The following is a 14501-nucleotide window of genomic DNA, read 5'->3' on the forward strand; positions in this document are numbered from 1 at the left end:
ACTATTTCAGGTCGCTGCCGCAGTCGGCGATCAGCCTGTGCCGGTCGAACTGCAGCTGCGGCGGCAATTCGCCGCAGATCACCGCGATATCGGCCAAGCCGGCATCCAGCGCCGGACGCCATGCGCCCTCGCGCGTGGCCTCGTAATGGCCGACGATCCTGTTGCCGCCGGTGAGCACGCGGAACCAGGCGACCCCGGTGCCGGCGCAATCGAGGCGCTGCACGCCGCTGACCGCGGCGCGCTTTATCTGGCCGCCCGACGCGGCGCAGAGTTTCTCCAGCTCGACACCCCCCAAGGGGACTTCCTTTATGTTCCCGGCCGCGCCGGGGACGGTATCCCTTGCGGACGGGGCGTCATCGGCGTGAGCGATGCCGATGGCAAGCAATGCGATCAGGGCGATGGACGCTTTCATGGCCCGCGAGCATGGGGCAGGGCGGGCACCGCTGCCTTGATTCGCGTCAGGTCGCCGCAGCGGCGTGCTGGCGCCACCAGAGCACGAGGGTGGCGATGGCCGTGACGGCCACCGCCGGCAGGGCGATCAGGTTCAGGGTGTTCCAGCCCTCGCCGGTGATCAACACGCCGCTGGAAAGGGATGTCACGCCCTGCACGGCGAAGACGAGGAAGTCGTTGAAGCCTTGCGCCTTGGCCTTCTCTTCGCTGCGGTAGGTCTCGGTGAGCAGGGTGGTGCCGCCGATGTAGAGGAAGTTCCAGCCGACGCCGAGCAGGGTCAGCGCCCACCAGAAGTGCATCACCGAGGCACCGGACAGCGCGACGGCGATGCAGGCGAAGTTGAGCAGCGCCCCGATGAGCATGATCGGCAATGTGCCGAAGCGCTTGATCAGGTGGCCGGTGAAGAAGGAGGGCGCGAACATGCCGATGACGTGCCATTCGAGCACGAAGGCGGCCTCGGCGAAGGGGTAGCGGCAGAGATCCATGGCGATCGGCGTCGCCGTCATCAGCAGGTTCATCACGCCGTAGCCGCAGGCGGCCGCGAGGACGGCGACGAGGAACTTCGGCTGGCGCGCGATTTCGCCGAGCGGCCGGCCCCTGGCCTGCCGTTCGGCGGCGGACAGCGGCGGGATGTCGAGGCGGCTGGCGAGCAGCAGCGAGAGGAAGGCGAAGACCGCGAGCACCAGGTAGCTCGCCATGAAGGTCGGCTCGAGCAGCGTGCGCGTGTGCTTCGAGAGTTCCGGCCCGATCACGCCGCCGAGGATGCCGCCGGCGAGCGTCAGCGAGATCGCGCGGCTCTTCCACGTCAGCTCGGCCGCGTCGGCGGCGGCGAAACGGTATTGCTGGCCGAAGGCGTTGTAGGCGCCGGCGAGCAGGGTGCCCGCGCAGAGCGTCCAGAAGCTGCCGATGGAGACGGCGTAGGCGCTGGTCAGCGCGCCGGCCATGCCCAGCGTCGAGCCGAGCATGAAGCCGGCGCGGCGGCCGTGGCGCTTCATGAAGAAGGCGGCCGGCAGGGTGGTCAGCGCCGCGCCGATGACATAGGCGGTGACCGGGAAGGTCGCCAGCCACAAAGTCGGCGCCAGCGACACGCCGACCAGGCCGTTGACGGCGACGAGGGTGACGCCGTTGGTGAGCAGGAAGCCCTGCGCGACGGCGAGGAGGAGGATGTTGCGGTGGGTGGGATTCATCGGCCCGCAGTCTAGTCGACTGCGGCCGTTATTCCGAGCGCAGCGCCTCGAGCGGGTCGAGCTGGGCCGCATGGCGCGCCGGCAGGACGCCGGCGACGAGGCCGATGACGATCGCGCTGATCTCGGCCACCACGGCATAGCTCCAGGGCGTGTGCACCGGCAGCGCCGGCACGGCGACGGCGAGGATGGCGGCGATGCCCGAACCGAGCGCGAGGCCGGCGGCACCGCCGAGCGCGGCGAGCACGGCGGCCTCGCCGAGGAAGAGCAGCATGATGCGGCGTTGCGTGGCGCCGATGGCACGCAGCAGGCCGATCTCGGCGGTGCGCTCGGACACGGCGATGGTGAGGATGGTGAGGATGCCGACGCCGCCGACCAGCAGCGAGATGCCGCCGATGGCGGCGACGGCGAAGGTGATGGCGTCGAGCACGGTGCCGAAGACCTCGAGCATCTTCTGCTGCGGCGTGACGGTGTAGTCTTCGCGCCCGTGGCGCGCGGTCAGCACGCGCTTGATGCCTTCCTCGACCTCGGCCAGCGGCGCGGTCGGCTCGTAGGTGACGTGGATTTCCGCGAGGCTCTCGCGGTTGAACATTTCCAGGGCGCGGCCGACGGGGATGTAAACCGTGTCGTCGAGGTCGAAGCCGAGCACCTGGCCCTTGGGCGCCATGACGCCGACGACGCGGTAGCGCTCGCCGCCTACGCGCATGCGTGCGCCGAGAGGATTTTCGTCGGGGAACAGTTCCTGCGCCACCTTGGCGCCGAGGACGACGAAGGCGCGCGCCGCGCGCGGATCGTCGGCGGGGAGGAAGTCGCCGACGGCGAGCTTCATGCGCAGCGTCTGGTGGAAGGTGTGGCCCGTGCCGTAGAGGGTCACGCGGCGCGAGCGGCCGGCATGCTCGACGTCGGCGTTGCCCTGCACCATCGGGTCGGAAAGCAGGATGTGCGGCGCGTGTTGCAGGGCGATGGCGTCCTCGATCGACAGCGGCCGCACGGTGTTGATGGCGCCGAGGCCGCCGCCGCCGTGCGTGCTGGTCTTGCCCGGCTGGATGCCGATGAGGTTGGTGCCGAACTGGGTGAACTCGTCGATGACGAAGCGGTGCAGGCCTTCGCCGATGCTGGTGAGCAGGATGACGGCGGCGATGCCGACGGCGATGCCCAGCGCCGTGAGGAAGGTGCGCAGCCGGTGCGCGCTGAGCGACAGCCAGGCGAAACGGACGAAGTCGGCGGTGCGCATCATGCCCTCGCCGGGCCGCCCCAAGAGGGCATGCGCCCCCCCGTGGGGGGCAGCGTCCGCAGGGGATACCGTCCCTGGCTGCGCCGGGGAAATAAGCCGGATTTGCGAGCGTGGGGGGCCATATGGGTCATCTGCGAGACAACGCGAGAACCGGATCGAGCTTCGCGGCCTGCCGCGCCGGAGCCACCGAGAACAGCACGGCGGTACCGATGGCGGTGAGTGGCGCGGCGATCACCGCCCACCACGGCGCGGTGAACGGAATGGTCGGATAGAGCTGGCCGATCAGCAGCTGGCCGAGCTTGCCGGCGACGAGGCCGACGGCGCCGCCGCCCAGCGCGAGCAGCACGGCCTCGGTGAAGAAGATGGCGCGGACCTGCACGCCGCTGGCGCCGAGCGCCTTGAGCAGGCCGATCTCGCGCCGCCGCTGCGACACCGCGATCAGCATCACGTTCATGATCAGGATGCCGGCGACGGCGAGGCTGATGGCGGCGATGCCGCCCACGGCCAGCGTCAGCGCGGTGAGAATGCGGTCGAAGGTGGCGAGGATGGCGTCCTGGGTGATGACCGTGACGTCGTGCTCGCCCTCGTGGCGCGCGGCGAGGATGGTCATCGCCTCTTCCTTGGCCAGCTCGATCTGCTCGCGGCTCTTGGCCTCGAACAGGATGCGGAACAGCGAATCGGTGTTGAACAGCGCCTCGGCCGACGCCACCGGCACGATCACCACCTCGTCGGTATTGAAGCCCATCGACTGTCCCTGCCTGGCGATGAGGCCGATGACGCGGAAGCGGCGGTCGCCGATGCGCAGCCATTCGCCGAGCGGCTGCGTCGCGCCGAAGATCTCGCGCGCCACGGTGCTGCCGATGACGCAGACCGGCTCGGCGTGGTGCGGGTCGCCCGGCGGCAGGAACTTGCCCTGGGCCAGTTCCATGCGGCGGACGTCGAGCAGCTCGGCGGTCGAGCCGAGCACCACCGACTCGCGGATGCGCGAGCCCCAGCGCACGTCGCCCGCGCCGACGATCAGCGGCGCGATCTTGCGCACGGCGCGGCTCCGCAGCAGCGCGTAGGCGTCGTCCAGGGTCAGCGGGCGCGGGGTCTTGCCGACGACGATGCCGGGCGAGACGCCGCCGGTGGCGGTACGCCCGGGGATCACGATGAGGAGATTGGTGCCGAGCGAGCCGAACTGGTCGAGCACGTAACGTCGCGCGCCCTCGCCGAGCGAGCTGACCACGACCACGGCGGCGACGCCGATGCTCATGGCGAGCAGGATCAGCAGCGTGCGCGCGCGGTTGCCGCGCACGACCTGCCAGGCGAAGTCGAGCAGATCGGGGAAGCGCATGGGTGAAAGTATGCGCCATCGGCCGCGAACGCGGTGTGTCCCGCGCCGCCACCTTTGATGGAAGTCAAATCCTGCGCGACGTCCGGTGCTAGGCTTCGTGCAATGAATCCGCTCCTGCCCGAACAGCTCTGCCGCCGCTGCGATCCGCAAGCGCTCGGCTTCGCCACCACCGCCGACGTCACGGAGACCGTCGACATCGTCGACCAGACGCGCGCCATCGATGCCGTCAAGTTCGGCATCGCCGTCAAGCGGCCGGGCTTCAACCTGTTCGTGCTGGGCGAGCCGGGCAGCGGCCGCCACTCCGCCGTGCGCCGCCTGCTCGAGGCCCGTGCCGCCACCGAAGCCATCCCCGGCGACCTCTGCTACGTGAACAACTTCGCCGAGCCCAACCGGCCGCGGCTGCTGCAATTGCCGGCGGGGCGCGGTGCGCGGCTCAAGGCCGACATGCAGCAGTTCGTCTCCGAGCTGGCCAAGGCCATCACCGCGGCCTTCGAGAGCGACGAGTATCGGGCGCGCGTCGAGGCCATCCAGGAGGAGTTCAAGGAGCGGGAGGAGGGCGCGCTGCGCGCGCTGGGCCAGGCCTCGTCTGAAGTCGGCATCGCGCTGCTGCGCACGCCGCACGGCTTCGTCTTCGCCCCGATCAAGGGCGAGGAGACCATGAGCTCGGAGGAATTCCAGGCGTTGCCGGACGATGAGAAGGAGCGCTACGGCAAGATCATGGAGGAGCACGGCGAGAAGCTGCAGAAGCTGATGCACCAGTTTCCGCGCTGGCGCCGCGAGATGCAGGCGCGGCTGAAGGATGTCAGCCGCGACACCATGCGCTTCGCCGTCGGCCACCTGGTCGAGGAACTCAAGGAGAACTACGCCGATCTCGCCAACGTCGCCGGGTTCCTCGACCAGGTGCTGGAGGACGTCGTCGACAGCGCCGAGGAACTGCGCGAGACGCCGAAGAGCGAAGGCGATGTCAGTGGCGTCGTCATCAGCGGCAGCCTGCCGCTGGCGCGCTACCAGGTCAACCTGCTGGTCGATCACGCGGCGACGACGGCGGCGCCGGTGGTGACCGAGGACAATCCGATCTACCCCAACCTGGTCGGCCGCGTCGATCACATCGCCCACATGGGCACGCTGGTCACCAACTTCACCATGATCATGGCCGGGGCCCTGCACCGCGCCAACGGCGGCTACCTGGTGCTCGACGCCGACAAGCTGCTGACCCAGCCCTACGCCTGGGAGGGCCTGAAGCGGGCGTTGAAATCGGCGCAGGTGCGCATCGAGTCGCTGGGCCAGGTCTATGGCCTGATGAGCACGCTGTCGCTCGAGCCCGAGCCGATGCCGCTGGCGGTCAAGGTGGTGCTGGTCGGCGAGCGCCTGGTGTATTACCTGCTGAAGGAATACGACCCCGAGTTCGACGAGTTGTTCAAGGTCGCCGCCGACTTCGAGGACGAGGTGGTGCGCGACGCCAACAACACGGCGCGCTATGCCCGCTTCATCGCCACCCTGGCGCATGCCGACGGCCTGCGGCCGTTCGCCGCCGCCGCAGTGGCGCGGGTGATCGAGCACGCGGCGCGTCTGGCCGATGATGCCGAGCGCCTGTCGGCGGCGACGCGGCGCATCCGCGACCTGATGGTCGAGGCCGACCACCGCGCCGGCGAGGCCGGGCGCGCCACGGTCGAGGCCGACGACATAAAGTCGGCGCTGGCGGCACGGCGCCATCGCGCCGACCGCCTGCGCGAGGCCGGCGACGAGCAGATCCTGCGCGGCGTGCGGCTGATCGACGTCGCCGGCAGCCACGCCGGCCAGGTCAACGGCCTGGCCGTTTTCGACCTCGGCGAGTATCGCTTCGGCCATCCCGTGCGCATCACCGCCACGGCGCGCATCGGCGAGGGCGACGTGGTCGACATCGAGCGCGAGTCCGAAATGGGCGGCGAGATCCACACCAAGGGCGTGCTCATCCTCACCTCCTTCCTCGCCGCGCGCTACGCCCGCGCGCTGCCGCTGTCGCTTTCCGCTAGCCTGGTGTTCGAGCAGTCCTACGGTCCGGTCGAGGGCGACTCGGCCTCGCTGGCCGAGCTGTGCGCGCTGCTCTCGGCGCTGTCGGGCGTGCCGATCAAACAGTCGCTGGCGGTGACCGGCTCGGTCAACCAGTTCGGCCGCGTCCAGGCCATCGGCGGCGTCAACGAGAAGATCGAGGGCTACTTCGACATCTGCGCCGCCAAGGGCCTGAGCGGCGAGCAGGGCGTCGTCATTCCGGCCGCCAACGTCGTGCACCTGATGCTGCGCGAGGACGTCGTCGCCGCCTGCGCCGAGGGACGCTTCCGCATCTGGCCCGTCGCCGATGTCGACGAGGCGATCGAACTGCTCACCGGCGTGCCGGCGGGCGTGCCCAACGACAAGGGCGAGGTGCCCGAGGGCAGCATGAACTACCTCGTCGCCACCCAGCTGGCCGAGCTATCGGCGCTGCGCCAGGCCTACGGCGCAGCGGCGCACGGCAAGCGGCGCAAGCACAAGCGCGACGAGTAGGGCTCAGCTCTCGTCGGCGACGATCTCGCCGTCGACGATGCGGATGCGCCGCCTGGCGCGGCCGCCGATCTCGCCGTCGTGGGTGACGATGACCAGGGTGCCGCCCGCGGCGTGGAGCTGCTCGAGCACGCCGATGACCTCCTGGCCGGTGTGGCGGTCGAGGTTGCCGGTCGGCTCGTCGGCGAGGATCACCCCCGGCCGCATCGACATGGCGCGGGCGATGGCGACGCGCTGGCACTGGCCGCCGGAGAGCTGGTCGGGGCGGTGGCCGGCGCGTTCGGCGAGGCCGTATTCGCCGAGCAGGGCATCGAGGCGGCGGCTGCGTTCGGCGGGATCGATGCCGGCGAGCACCATCGGCAGCTCGATGTTCTGCGCGGCGGTGAGGCGGGGCACCAGGTGGAAGAACTGGAAGACGAAGCCGATCTTTTCGCGCCGCACGCGCGCCAGCTCGTCGTCGGACAGCGCCGTCACGTCGCGCTCGTCGAGGAAGTAGGAACCGGCGTTCGGCCGGTCGAGCAGGCCGATGATGTTCAGCAGCGAGGACTTGCCCGAGCCCGACGGCCCCATGATGGAAAGGTATTCTCCGGCGGCGATGGCGAGGTCGACGCCGCGCAGCGCATGCACTTCCTCGTCGCCGACGGGGAAGACGCGCTCGATGCCGGTGAGCCGGATCATTGAGGTCCCCACCCCCCAACCCCCGCCCGTCGGCGGGGGAGGCAACATGCTCGCTGCGCTCGGTTGTAACGGGGGACGTTGTTGCGGTTCCCGCTGGGGTCGCGCGTTCCACGCGCTCCAGTCAGTGCCTCGCCTTGGGGCGGCCCGGCGGCGAGGCTGGCTGGAAGCGGTCTCATTTTCCGCCGGTCGCCGCGCCGCTGTTGCCCTTGGCTTCGGCCACGGCCCTGGCGCCGGCCTTGACGCCTTCGCGGTCGAGCGAGGTGACGACCTTGTCGCCCTGCGCCAGACCGCTCGTGACCTCGGTGAATTCCCAGTTGGTGAGACCGATCCCGAGCTTCTTCTCCTCCAACACGCCGGCGGCGGTCAGTTGCAGCACGCGGTTGTTGGGCATCAGCGCCGAGGTCGGAATGCGCAGCACCTTGTCGCGGCCCTGCACCACCACCTCGATGTCGGCGCTGTAGCCGATCAGCAGGTGCCTGGCCTCGCCCGGGTCGTCGAACTCGACCTCGACCTCGACGGTGCGCGCCTGCTTCTCCAGCGCCAGCACGTAGGGAGCGATACGTCGAACGTGGCCGGTGAATTGGCGGCCGCGGTAGGCGTCGAGCGTGATGCGGCCCTTCATGCCGACCTTGAGCTGGGCGGCGTCCACCTCGTCGATCGGGGCGGTGACGTAGATGCAGCTGTCGTCGATGAGGTCGATCGCCGGCAGCGTCGGGATGCCGGGCGGCGAGGGTGTCAGGTATTCGCCGATTTCGCCGTTGATCTCGGCGACGATGCCGGCGAAGGGCGCGCGCAGCACCGTGCGCTCGGTATCGGCGTGCGAGGCGGCGATGCGCGCCTGCGCCTCGCCGACGCTGGTGCGCGTGGCCTCGCAGGTGGCGGCGCGCGATTGCGCATCGGCCTCGGCGCGGATCACCGCCTGCTCCGAAACGAAATTCTGATCGCGCAGCTGGCGTGCGCGGCGCGCCTCGCTCTTCGCCGCCTCGGCCAGCTGGCAGGCCTCGGTGACCCGGGCACGGGCGGTGGCGAGCTGCTCGCGCGAGACGCGTTCGCGCGCGGAAAAGTCGTCGTTCCACAATTCCAGCAGCAGCTCGCCGGCGGCGACGCGCTGGCCCTTCTTCACCGGCAGCTTTTCGATGCGGCCGGCCGCCGGCGGCGCGATCTTGGCGCGGCGGCAGGCGGCGACGGAGCCGGCGCGGGTGTTGGCCACGGTCATCTCGACACGGCCGGCTTCGGCACCGGCGACCAGCACGGCGACGGGTTTCTGCCGCGTGAGGTAGAGGAAGCCGGCGACCATTGCGGCGATCACGACGCAGGCGATCAGGAGGGGCCGCCACAGGCGGCGGGAAACGATGGCCATTTCAGCTCAGGCGGGAACGTCGGGTTCGAGCATGCGCTCGAGGAGGGCGATGCGATCCTTGATATGCAGCTTGCGCTTCTTCAACCGTCGCAGCATCAACTCGTCGCGAGGCGGATTTTCCAGGAGCCGCGCGATCACCGCGTCGAGGTCGCGATGCTCGACGCGCAGCTCGGCCAGTCGGGCATGCAGCAGTTCGGGAGGATCGGTGGCTTGCATGGGGCTATGGTATGCCGCCGCGGCGGGATTTGGCAAACGCCGCGGCTGTTTCCGCCGCGCCGGCGACGGCTAGAATGGGGCGGGCAATTCAACGCGGGGGCAAACGCATGGGCCATACGAAATCTTGTGAAGTCGGGCTGGCCGTCAGGACCACCGAGGAATTGCTCAAGGCCCTCGACGATCTGCGCCAAGCCTGGAAGCGCGATCCCTCCACCCTGCCGAAGGGTCTGTCGTGTTCCGAGTCCAAGGAGGGCCAGTTCGTCCTGGTGGCGGCGGAAGCGGCCTTCGTCACGATTCCCGGCGCATGCGTCATCAAGGGCATCGGCGCGATAGAACTGGTGGGCTCGGCGCCGGCTTTCGAGGAGGGCGCCAATTCGAAAGCCTTGATCCTCAAGGACACGGCAGAAGGCTGGAAGTTTTCCGTCAAGTTCGTGGTGCCGATAGTCCGCGAGAGAAATGCGAAGTAAGTCCGGCCTCAGCCTCCACGCGAGTCTCGCAATCTGCGCCGGGCTAGCTCAGTCTGTCCCCGATTTCACCCGCCGGATTCCACCTGATTCCGATGTGCTTGGCAATGTCGGAGCTTGGGTTTAGTCTTGGGACTGATTCGCAGGGACTCTTGGAAAAATCATCATGACCAAATACATCGGAATACTCACTTCCGGCGGCGACAGCCCCGGCCTCAACGCGGCGATCCGCGGCGTCGGCAAGGCGGCGCTGGGCCACCACGGCATGCACATCATCGGCTTCCGCGACGGTTTTCGCGGCCTCATGGAGAACCGCACGGCGCCGCTCGACGGCGGCCAGCTCTCGGGCATCCTCACTTCGGGCGGCACCATCCTCGGCACCAGCCGCGACAAGCCGCACAAGATGCCGGTCGGCGGCAAGATCCTCGACATGACCGACGCCATTGTCGGCAACTATTACGACAACCACCTCGACTGCCTGGTCTGCCTCGGCGGCGGCGGCACGGCGAAGAACGCGCTGCGCCTGAAGCAGAAGGGCCTCAACGTCATCACCCTGCCCAAGACCATCGACAACGACGTCGCCGGCACCGACATCACCTTCGGTTTCGACACCGCGCTGGGCATCGCCACCGAGGCCATCGACCGCCTGCACAGCACGGCGCACAGCCACCACCGCATCATCGTCGTCGAGATCATGGGCCACCGCGCCGGCTGGCTGGCGCTGGGCGCGGGCATCGCCGGCGGCGCCGACGTGATCCTGCTGCCGGAGATTCCCTACGACGTCGAAATCGTCGCCGAGGCCATCCGCGAGCGGGCCCGCGGCGGCAAGCCGTTCTCCATCGTCGCCGTGGCCGAGGGCGCCGTCTCGAAGCAGGAGCTGGCCGCGTTGGCCGAGCGCACGAAGAAGCCGGCCAAGGGCAAGGTGAACCGCAAGGCAGACGATACCGAGGCCGATGCCGCGGCCATCCTCTATGCCGACCGCACGCTGCGCCTGGCACGCAAGCTGGAGCAGCTGACCGGGCTCGAGGCGCGCCCGACCATCCTCGGCCACCTGCAGCGCGGCGGCGCGCCGTCGGCGGCCGACCGCATCCTCGCCACGCGTCTGGGCACGGCCTGCGCCGACCTGATCGCCAAGGGCACTTTCGGCGTGATGGTGGCGGCGAAGGGCGAGGCGACGCGGCCGGTGAAGCTGGAAGAGGTCGCCGGCAAGGTGAAGACGGTGCCGCAGGATCATCCGCTGATCCTGTCGGCGCGTCGCGTCGGCACCAACTTCGGCGACTGACGCGCCGGCCCGGCTAGAAGCCGGCGCCCCAGCGGTGCTGCCAGGCGATTGCGACGGTATCGAAGTCGCTGCCGGTGCGCGTATACACGCCGGAGCTCGCAAGGATCTTGATCGAGTTGTGGCGATCGACGGGCAGCGCGAGCGTGGCGCCGATGCGGGAATTCTGCTGCAGGTCGTTGCCGCGGACGCCGTCGAGCGTGGTGCGTCCGCCGCCGTAATGGGTGGCCGTCAGCGCCGCCCAGATGCCCGCGGCGAAGTTGTAGATCAGGTGCCCCTGCATCGAGTAGATGGGTTCCTGCTCGCGGCGCTTGCCGCCGAAGAAGTCGGTGTTGTCGCCATAGAAGGTCGCGTTCGCCGCCAGTTCCAGTGCCCATGGCCCCAGCGCTTTGGATAGGCCGAGTCCGGGAGTGACCGACCAGCGGTTGGTGCCGATGTTCACCAGCTTGTCGTGATCGTACTGCCCCGTCGGCAGCGACACCTGGACGCTGCCGCCGACGACGAGATACTGGCGGTAGCCAGCGAATTCCCGGGGCGAGAGTGCCGGTGCGCCGAGGAAATTCACGGCCAGGCTGAGCTTGGGATCGCCGTAGCCGGAAACCTCGCGCGCCGCGGGCTTGCCGGCGAACTCTGCCGTGCCCTTGAGCGAGGCGTAGGGCAAGACGACGTTGAATTTCGCCGACTGCCCGCCGATTTCCAATACGCGGCCATAGGCGAGGATCGCGGCATCGGTCGTGAGCTTGGCGTTGGTCAGGGGCACCGAGGGGTCGAAGGCGACGCCGCCTTCCGATCGGGCGTAGCCCGCGATCAGGAAGTTGATGCCGATCGGGGCATTGGTATAAGCGCGGGGTTCGGCTTCCTGGGCCAGCGCGCAGCCGCCGGCGAGCAGCATGGCGGCTGCGGCCGCGGTTCGCAGGAAGGCGTGGTGTCGGCGCTTCATTTCTTCTTCCGGCGCGGCACGCCGTTGCCGAAAATATCGTCCTGGGCGAGTTGGCAGATGGCGGCGGTGATCGGGTGGGTCAGGCGTCGCTCGGTGGTGATGGCGAAGATCTGTTCGCGCACCGCATCGATTCTACCGACGACCTGGACATGGTGCTGTTCGACGATGTGCTGCTCGATCGCCGTCGGCGCCACGCAGAGGCCGGCGCCGACCTGGGCGAAGGCCATGAGCAGGGCGCTGTCGTCGAATTCGCCGACGATGCGCGGCCGCAGGCGCTGCGCTTCGAACCAGCGCATCAGTCGCGCATGGAGCGCGACGTCGGCGCCGGGCAGGAGGAAGGGCGCGCCGTCGATGATCTGCGGGAAGGGCCGGGTGGCCCGGCCGAGGAGGCTCCTGGCGCCGAACACCGTCACGCCGCTTTCGCCGAGGAAGTGGTCGTAGCCGCGGACGTTGAGGTTCTCGGGCATGGGGCGGTCGGCGATGAGCATGTCGAGGCGATGCACCGCCAGGTCGGCGAGCAGGGTCGCCAGCCGCCCTTCGCGACAGATCAGCCGCACCGGTTCCTCCAGCCTGAGGGAAGGCTCGACCAGGCGGTAGGCCACCATTTTCGGCACGGAGTCGGCGATGCCGACGCGAAACGGGGTGCCTTGGGCCGATTCGTCGGTGACGGACTCGAGCATCTCGTCGCCCAAGGCGAAGATCTGTTCGGCGTAGCCGAGCATGCGCTGGCCGCTTTCGGTCAGTTCGAGGCCGCGCCCGACACGGCGGAACAGTTCGATGCCGAGGGCCGCCTCGAATTCGCTCAGCTGGCCGCTGATCGACTGGGGCGTCAGATGGAGCTGCTCGCTGGCGCGCGCGATGCTGCCGGCCTTGGCGACCATCCAGAAGTAACGCAAGTGCTTGTAGTTGAGGCTGGCCATGTCGCAAAAAACATCGAGTCAGTCGATGGATCGCTAAATAATATTCGATTTGTGCGATGTCTTGGGGGCCATTAGACTGGCGGCGTTTTCAGTTCTGCAAGGAGCATACCCCGTGAAACGCGTCATTCTGCTGATCGCCACCAACCTCGCCATCATGCTCGTGCTGGGCATCGTGACGACCCTCACCGGCGCCAACCGGTTCTTCACCACCGGCGGCCTCGATCTCGGCAAGCTGCTGTTGTTCGCCGCCATCATGGGCTTCGGCGGCGCCTTCATGTCGCTGTGGATGTCGAAGACCATCGCCAAGTGGAGCACGGGCGCCCGCGTCATCGAGGCGCCGCAGAATTCGACCGAGTTCTGGCTGGTCGAGACGGTGCGCCGCTTCGCCGAAAAATCCGGCCTGCCGATGCCCGAGGTGGCGATCTACGAAGGCGAGCCGAATGCCTTCGCCACCGGCGCCAGTCGCAGCAGTTCGCTGGTTGCCGTGTCCACCGGCCTGCTGCAGACCATGACGCGCGAGGAGGCCGAGGCAGTGATCGCCCACGAGGTCGCCCACATCGCCAACGGCGACATGGTGACGCTGACCCTGATCCAGGGTGTGGTCAACACCTTCGTTTTCTTCCTCGCCCGCGTCGTCGGCTACCTGGTGGATTCCTTCCTGCGCCGCGGCGACTCGGAATCGTCCGGCCCCGGCATCGGCTACATGGTCACCGTGGTGGTCTGCGACATCGTCTTCGGCATCCTCGCCAGCATCGTCGTTATGTGGTTCTCGCGCCAGCGCGAATTTCGTGCCGACGCGGGCGCCGCCCAGCTGATGGGCACGCCGCAGCCGATGATGAACGCGCTGCGTCGCCTCGGCGGCATGGAAGCGGGCGAGCTGCCGCAGAACGTCGCCACCGCCGGCATCAATGGCCGCCCCGGCTGGATGGCGCTGTTCTCCAGCCACCCGCCGCTGGAAGAGCGCATCGCCGCCCTCGCCAGCCGCACCCGCTGACACGCCTGACGGCACGATGGCCATCATCGTCGCCGCCTCCGGCCCCCTGGCCCGTCCATGGGGCCGGCTTCACGTCCGCCGCTGATCGCCCGCCATGACCGAACTCCTGCTCAGCCCCGAAGTCTGGATCGCCTTCTTCACGTTGACCGCGCTGGAACTCGTTCTCGGCATCGACAACATCATCTTCATCTCGATTCTCGTCGACAAGCTGCCGAAGGCGAAGCAGGAGCTCGCCCGTCGCATCGGCCTGTTCCTCGCGATGTTCATGCGCATCGCGCTGCTGCTGCTGCTGTCCTGGATCGTCGGCCTGACCGAGCCGGTCCTGACGGTGACGAGCTTCGAGATCACGGGACGCGACCTCATCCTGATTTCCGGCGGCCTGTTCCTGATCTGGAAGAGCACCGGCGAGGTGCACCAGCTGCTCGAGGGCGAGGAAGGCGGGGAGTCGCGAAGGGTCGCCGCCAGCTTCGCCGGGGTGATCGCCCAGATCATGGTGATCGACCTCGTCTTCTCGCTCGATTCCATCATCACCGCCGTCGGCATGGTCAGCGAGGTGGCGGTGATGATCGCCGCGGTGGTCGCCTCGGTCGGCCTGATGATGCTGTTCGCCGGCGCCATCGGCCGCTTCGTCTCCGACCACCCGACGATCAAGATGCTGGCACTGTCCTTCCTCGTCGTCGTCGGTGTCGTGCTGATCGCCGACGGCTTCGGCCACCATGTGCCCAAGGGTTACATCTACTTCGCCATGGCCTTCTCGGTCAGCGTCGAGATGCTCAACATCCGCATGCGCAAGCGGGTCAAGCCGGTCGAATTGCGCGAGCCCTACGTCCGCGAATCGAGTTGAGGCGGTCGCTGCTCAATAATCAGTTTAAGTCGATTCATTACGACAGATAATTCTGTTTTTATTTTGATTGGTGCGCCGCTATTCT

Annotated in this window: 14 protein-coding genes; 5 read left to right on the forward strand and 9 right to left on the reverse strand. The window is 68.4% G+C overall.

Annotated features, from left to right (window positions below):
• Position 1 precedes the first annotated feature (1 nt).
• The 4 genes from EJE94_RS08505 to EJE94_RS08520 all read right to left on the reverse strand — a co-directional run bounded on the left by EJE94_RS08505 (position 2) and on the right by EJE94_RS08520 (position 4204).
• Positions 2 to 412, reverse strand: a complete 411-nt coding sequence (locus EJE94_RS08505; RefSeq protein ID WP_121243328.1) for a hypothetical protein — start codon at positions 410 to 412, stop codon at positions 2 to 4.
• A 46-nt stretch (positions 413 to 458) separates the two neighbouring features.
• A complete protein-coding gene (locus EJE94_RS08510; RefSeq protein ID WP_121243327.1) occupies positions 459 to 1637 on the reverse strand; it encodes an MFS transporter in 1179 nt (392 codons plus the stop codon).
• Between the two features lie 28 nt (positions 1638 to 1665).
• Complete coding sequence (locus EJE94_RS08515; protein WP_306307953.1) at positions 1666 to 2871, reverse strand: ABC transporter permease; 1206 nt, start codon at positions 2869 to 2871, stop codon at positions 1666 to 1668.
• Between the two features lie 124 nt (positions 2872 to 2995).
• Positions 2996 to 4204 carry an ABC transporter permease gene (locus EJE94_RS08520; RefSeq protein WP_121243326.1) on the reverse strand — a complete coding sequence of 403 codons (1209 nt, stop codon included), beginning with the start codon at positions 4202 to 4204 and terminating at the stop codon, positions 2996 to 2998.
• 102 nt (positions 4205 to 4306) lie between these two features.
• Here EJE94_RS08520 and EJE94_RS08525 point away from each other — a divergent pair, with 102 nt between their 5' ends.
• Positions 4307 to 6724 carry a Lon protease family protein gene (locus tag EJE94_RS08525; protein ID WP_243642569.1) on the forward strand — a complete coding sequence of 806 codons (2418 nt, stop codon included), beginning with the start codon at positions 4307 to 4309 and terminating at the stop codon, positions 6722 to 6724.
• Positions 6725 to 6727: 3 nt separating this feature from the next.
• On the opposite strand, the gene EJE94_RS08530 is transcribed toward EJE94_RS08525, so the two are convergent.
• From EJE94_RS08530 to EJE94_RS08540, 3 genes are all read right to left on the reverse strand, one after another.
• Positions 6728 to 7399 (reverse strand): ABC transporter ATP-binding protein, encoded by a 672-nt coding sequence (locus EJE94_RS08530; protein ID WP_121243324.1) that lies wholly within the window; start codon positions 7397 to 7399, stop codon positions 6728 to 6730.
• 172 nt (positions 7400 to 7571) lie between these two features.
• Positions 7572 to 8759: an efflux RND transporter periplasmic adaptor subunit gene (locus EJE94_RS08535; protein ID WP_121243323.1), complete on the reverse strand. Its 1188-nt coding sequence runs from the start codon at positions 8757 to 8759 to the stop codon at positions 7572 to 7574.
• Between the two features lie 6 nt (positions 8760 to 8765).
• Positions 8766 to 8975 carry a YdcH family protein gene (locus EJE94_RS08540; RefSeq protein WP_121243322.1) on the reverse strand — a complete coding sequence of 70 codons (210 nt, stop codon included), beginning with the start codon at positions 8973 to 8975 and terminating at the stop codon, positions 8766 to 8768.
• A 107-nt stretch (positions 8976 to 9082) separates the two neighbouring features.
• Between EJE94_RS08540 and EJE94_RS08545 the strand changes: the two genes are divergently transcribed.
• Together EJE94_RS08545 and EJE94_RS08550 are read left to right on the forward strand one after the other, a co-directional pair.
• Positions 9083 to 9442, forward strand: coding sequence for a hypothetical protein (locus EJE94_RS08545; RefSeq protein WP_121243321.1), 360 nt, complete (start codon positions 9083 to 9085; stop codon positions 9440 to 9442).
• Between the two features lie 163 nt (positions 9443 to 9605).
• Positions 9606 to 10721, forward strand: coding sequence for a 6-phosphofructokinase (locus EJE94_RS08550; RefSeq protein ID WP_121243320.1), 1116 nt, complete (start codon positions 9606 to 9608; stop codon positions 10719 to 10721).
• Between the two features lie 13 nt (positions 10722 to 10734).
• Here the strand turns inward: EJE94_RS08550 and EJE94_RS08555 are convergent, their stop codons facing one another.
• Both EJE94_RS08555 and nhaR read right to left on the reverse strand, forming a co-directional pair.
• Positions 10735 to 11658, reverse strand: coding sequence for a transporter (locus EJE94_RS08555; RefSeq protein WP_121243319.1), 924 nt, complete (start codon positions 11656 to 11658; stop codon positions 10735 to 10737).
• Positions 11655 to 12578: a transcriptional activator NhaR gene (gene nhaR, locus EJE94_RS08560; RefSeq protein ID WP_121243318.1), complete on the reverse strand. Its 924-nt coding sequence runs from the start codon at positions 12576 to 12578 to the stop codon at positions 11655 to 11657. The genes EJE94_RS08555 and nhaR overlap by 4 nt, the downstream gene beginning before the upstream one ends.
• A gap of 112 nt (positions 12579 to 12690) precedes the next feature.
• Between nhaR and htpX the strand changes: the two genes are divergently transcribed.
• Together htpX and EJE94_RS08570 are read left to right on the forward strand one after the other, a co-directional pair.
• A complete protein-coding gene (gene htpX, locus EJE94_RS08565) occupies positions 12691 to 13572 on the forward strand; it encodes a protease HtpX (protein ID WP_121243317.1) in 882 nt (293 codons plus the stop codon).
• Positions 13573 to 13666: 94 nt separating this feature from the next.
• Positions 13667 to 14416 (forward strand): TerC family protein, encoded by a 750-nt coding sequence (locus EJE94_RS08570; RefSeq protein WP_121243316.1) that lies wholly within the window; start codon positions 13667 to 13669, stop codon positions 14414 to 14416.
• Positions 14417 to 14501: the final 85 nt, after the last annotated feature.

Source organism: Sulfurisoma sediminicola (genome assembly GCF_003865015.1).
GTDB classification, from domain to species: domain Bacteria; phylum Pseudomonadota; class Gammaproteobacteria; order Burkholderiales; family Rhodocyclaceae; genus Sulfurisoma; species Sulfurisoma sediminicola.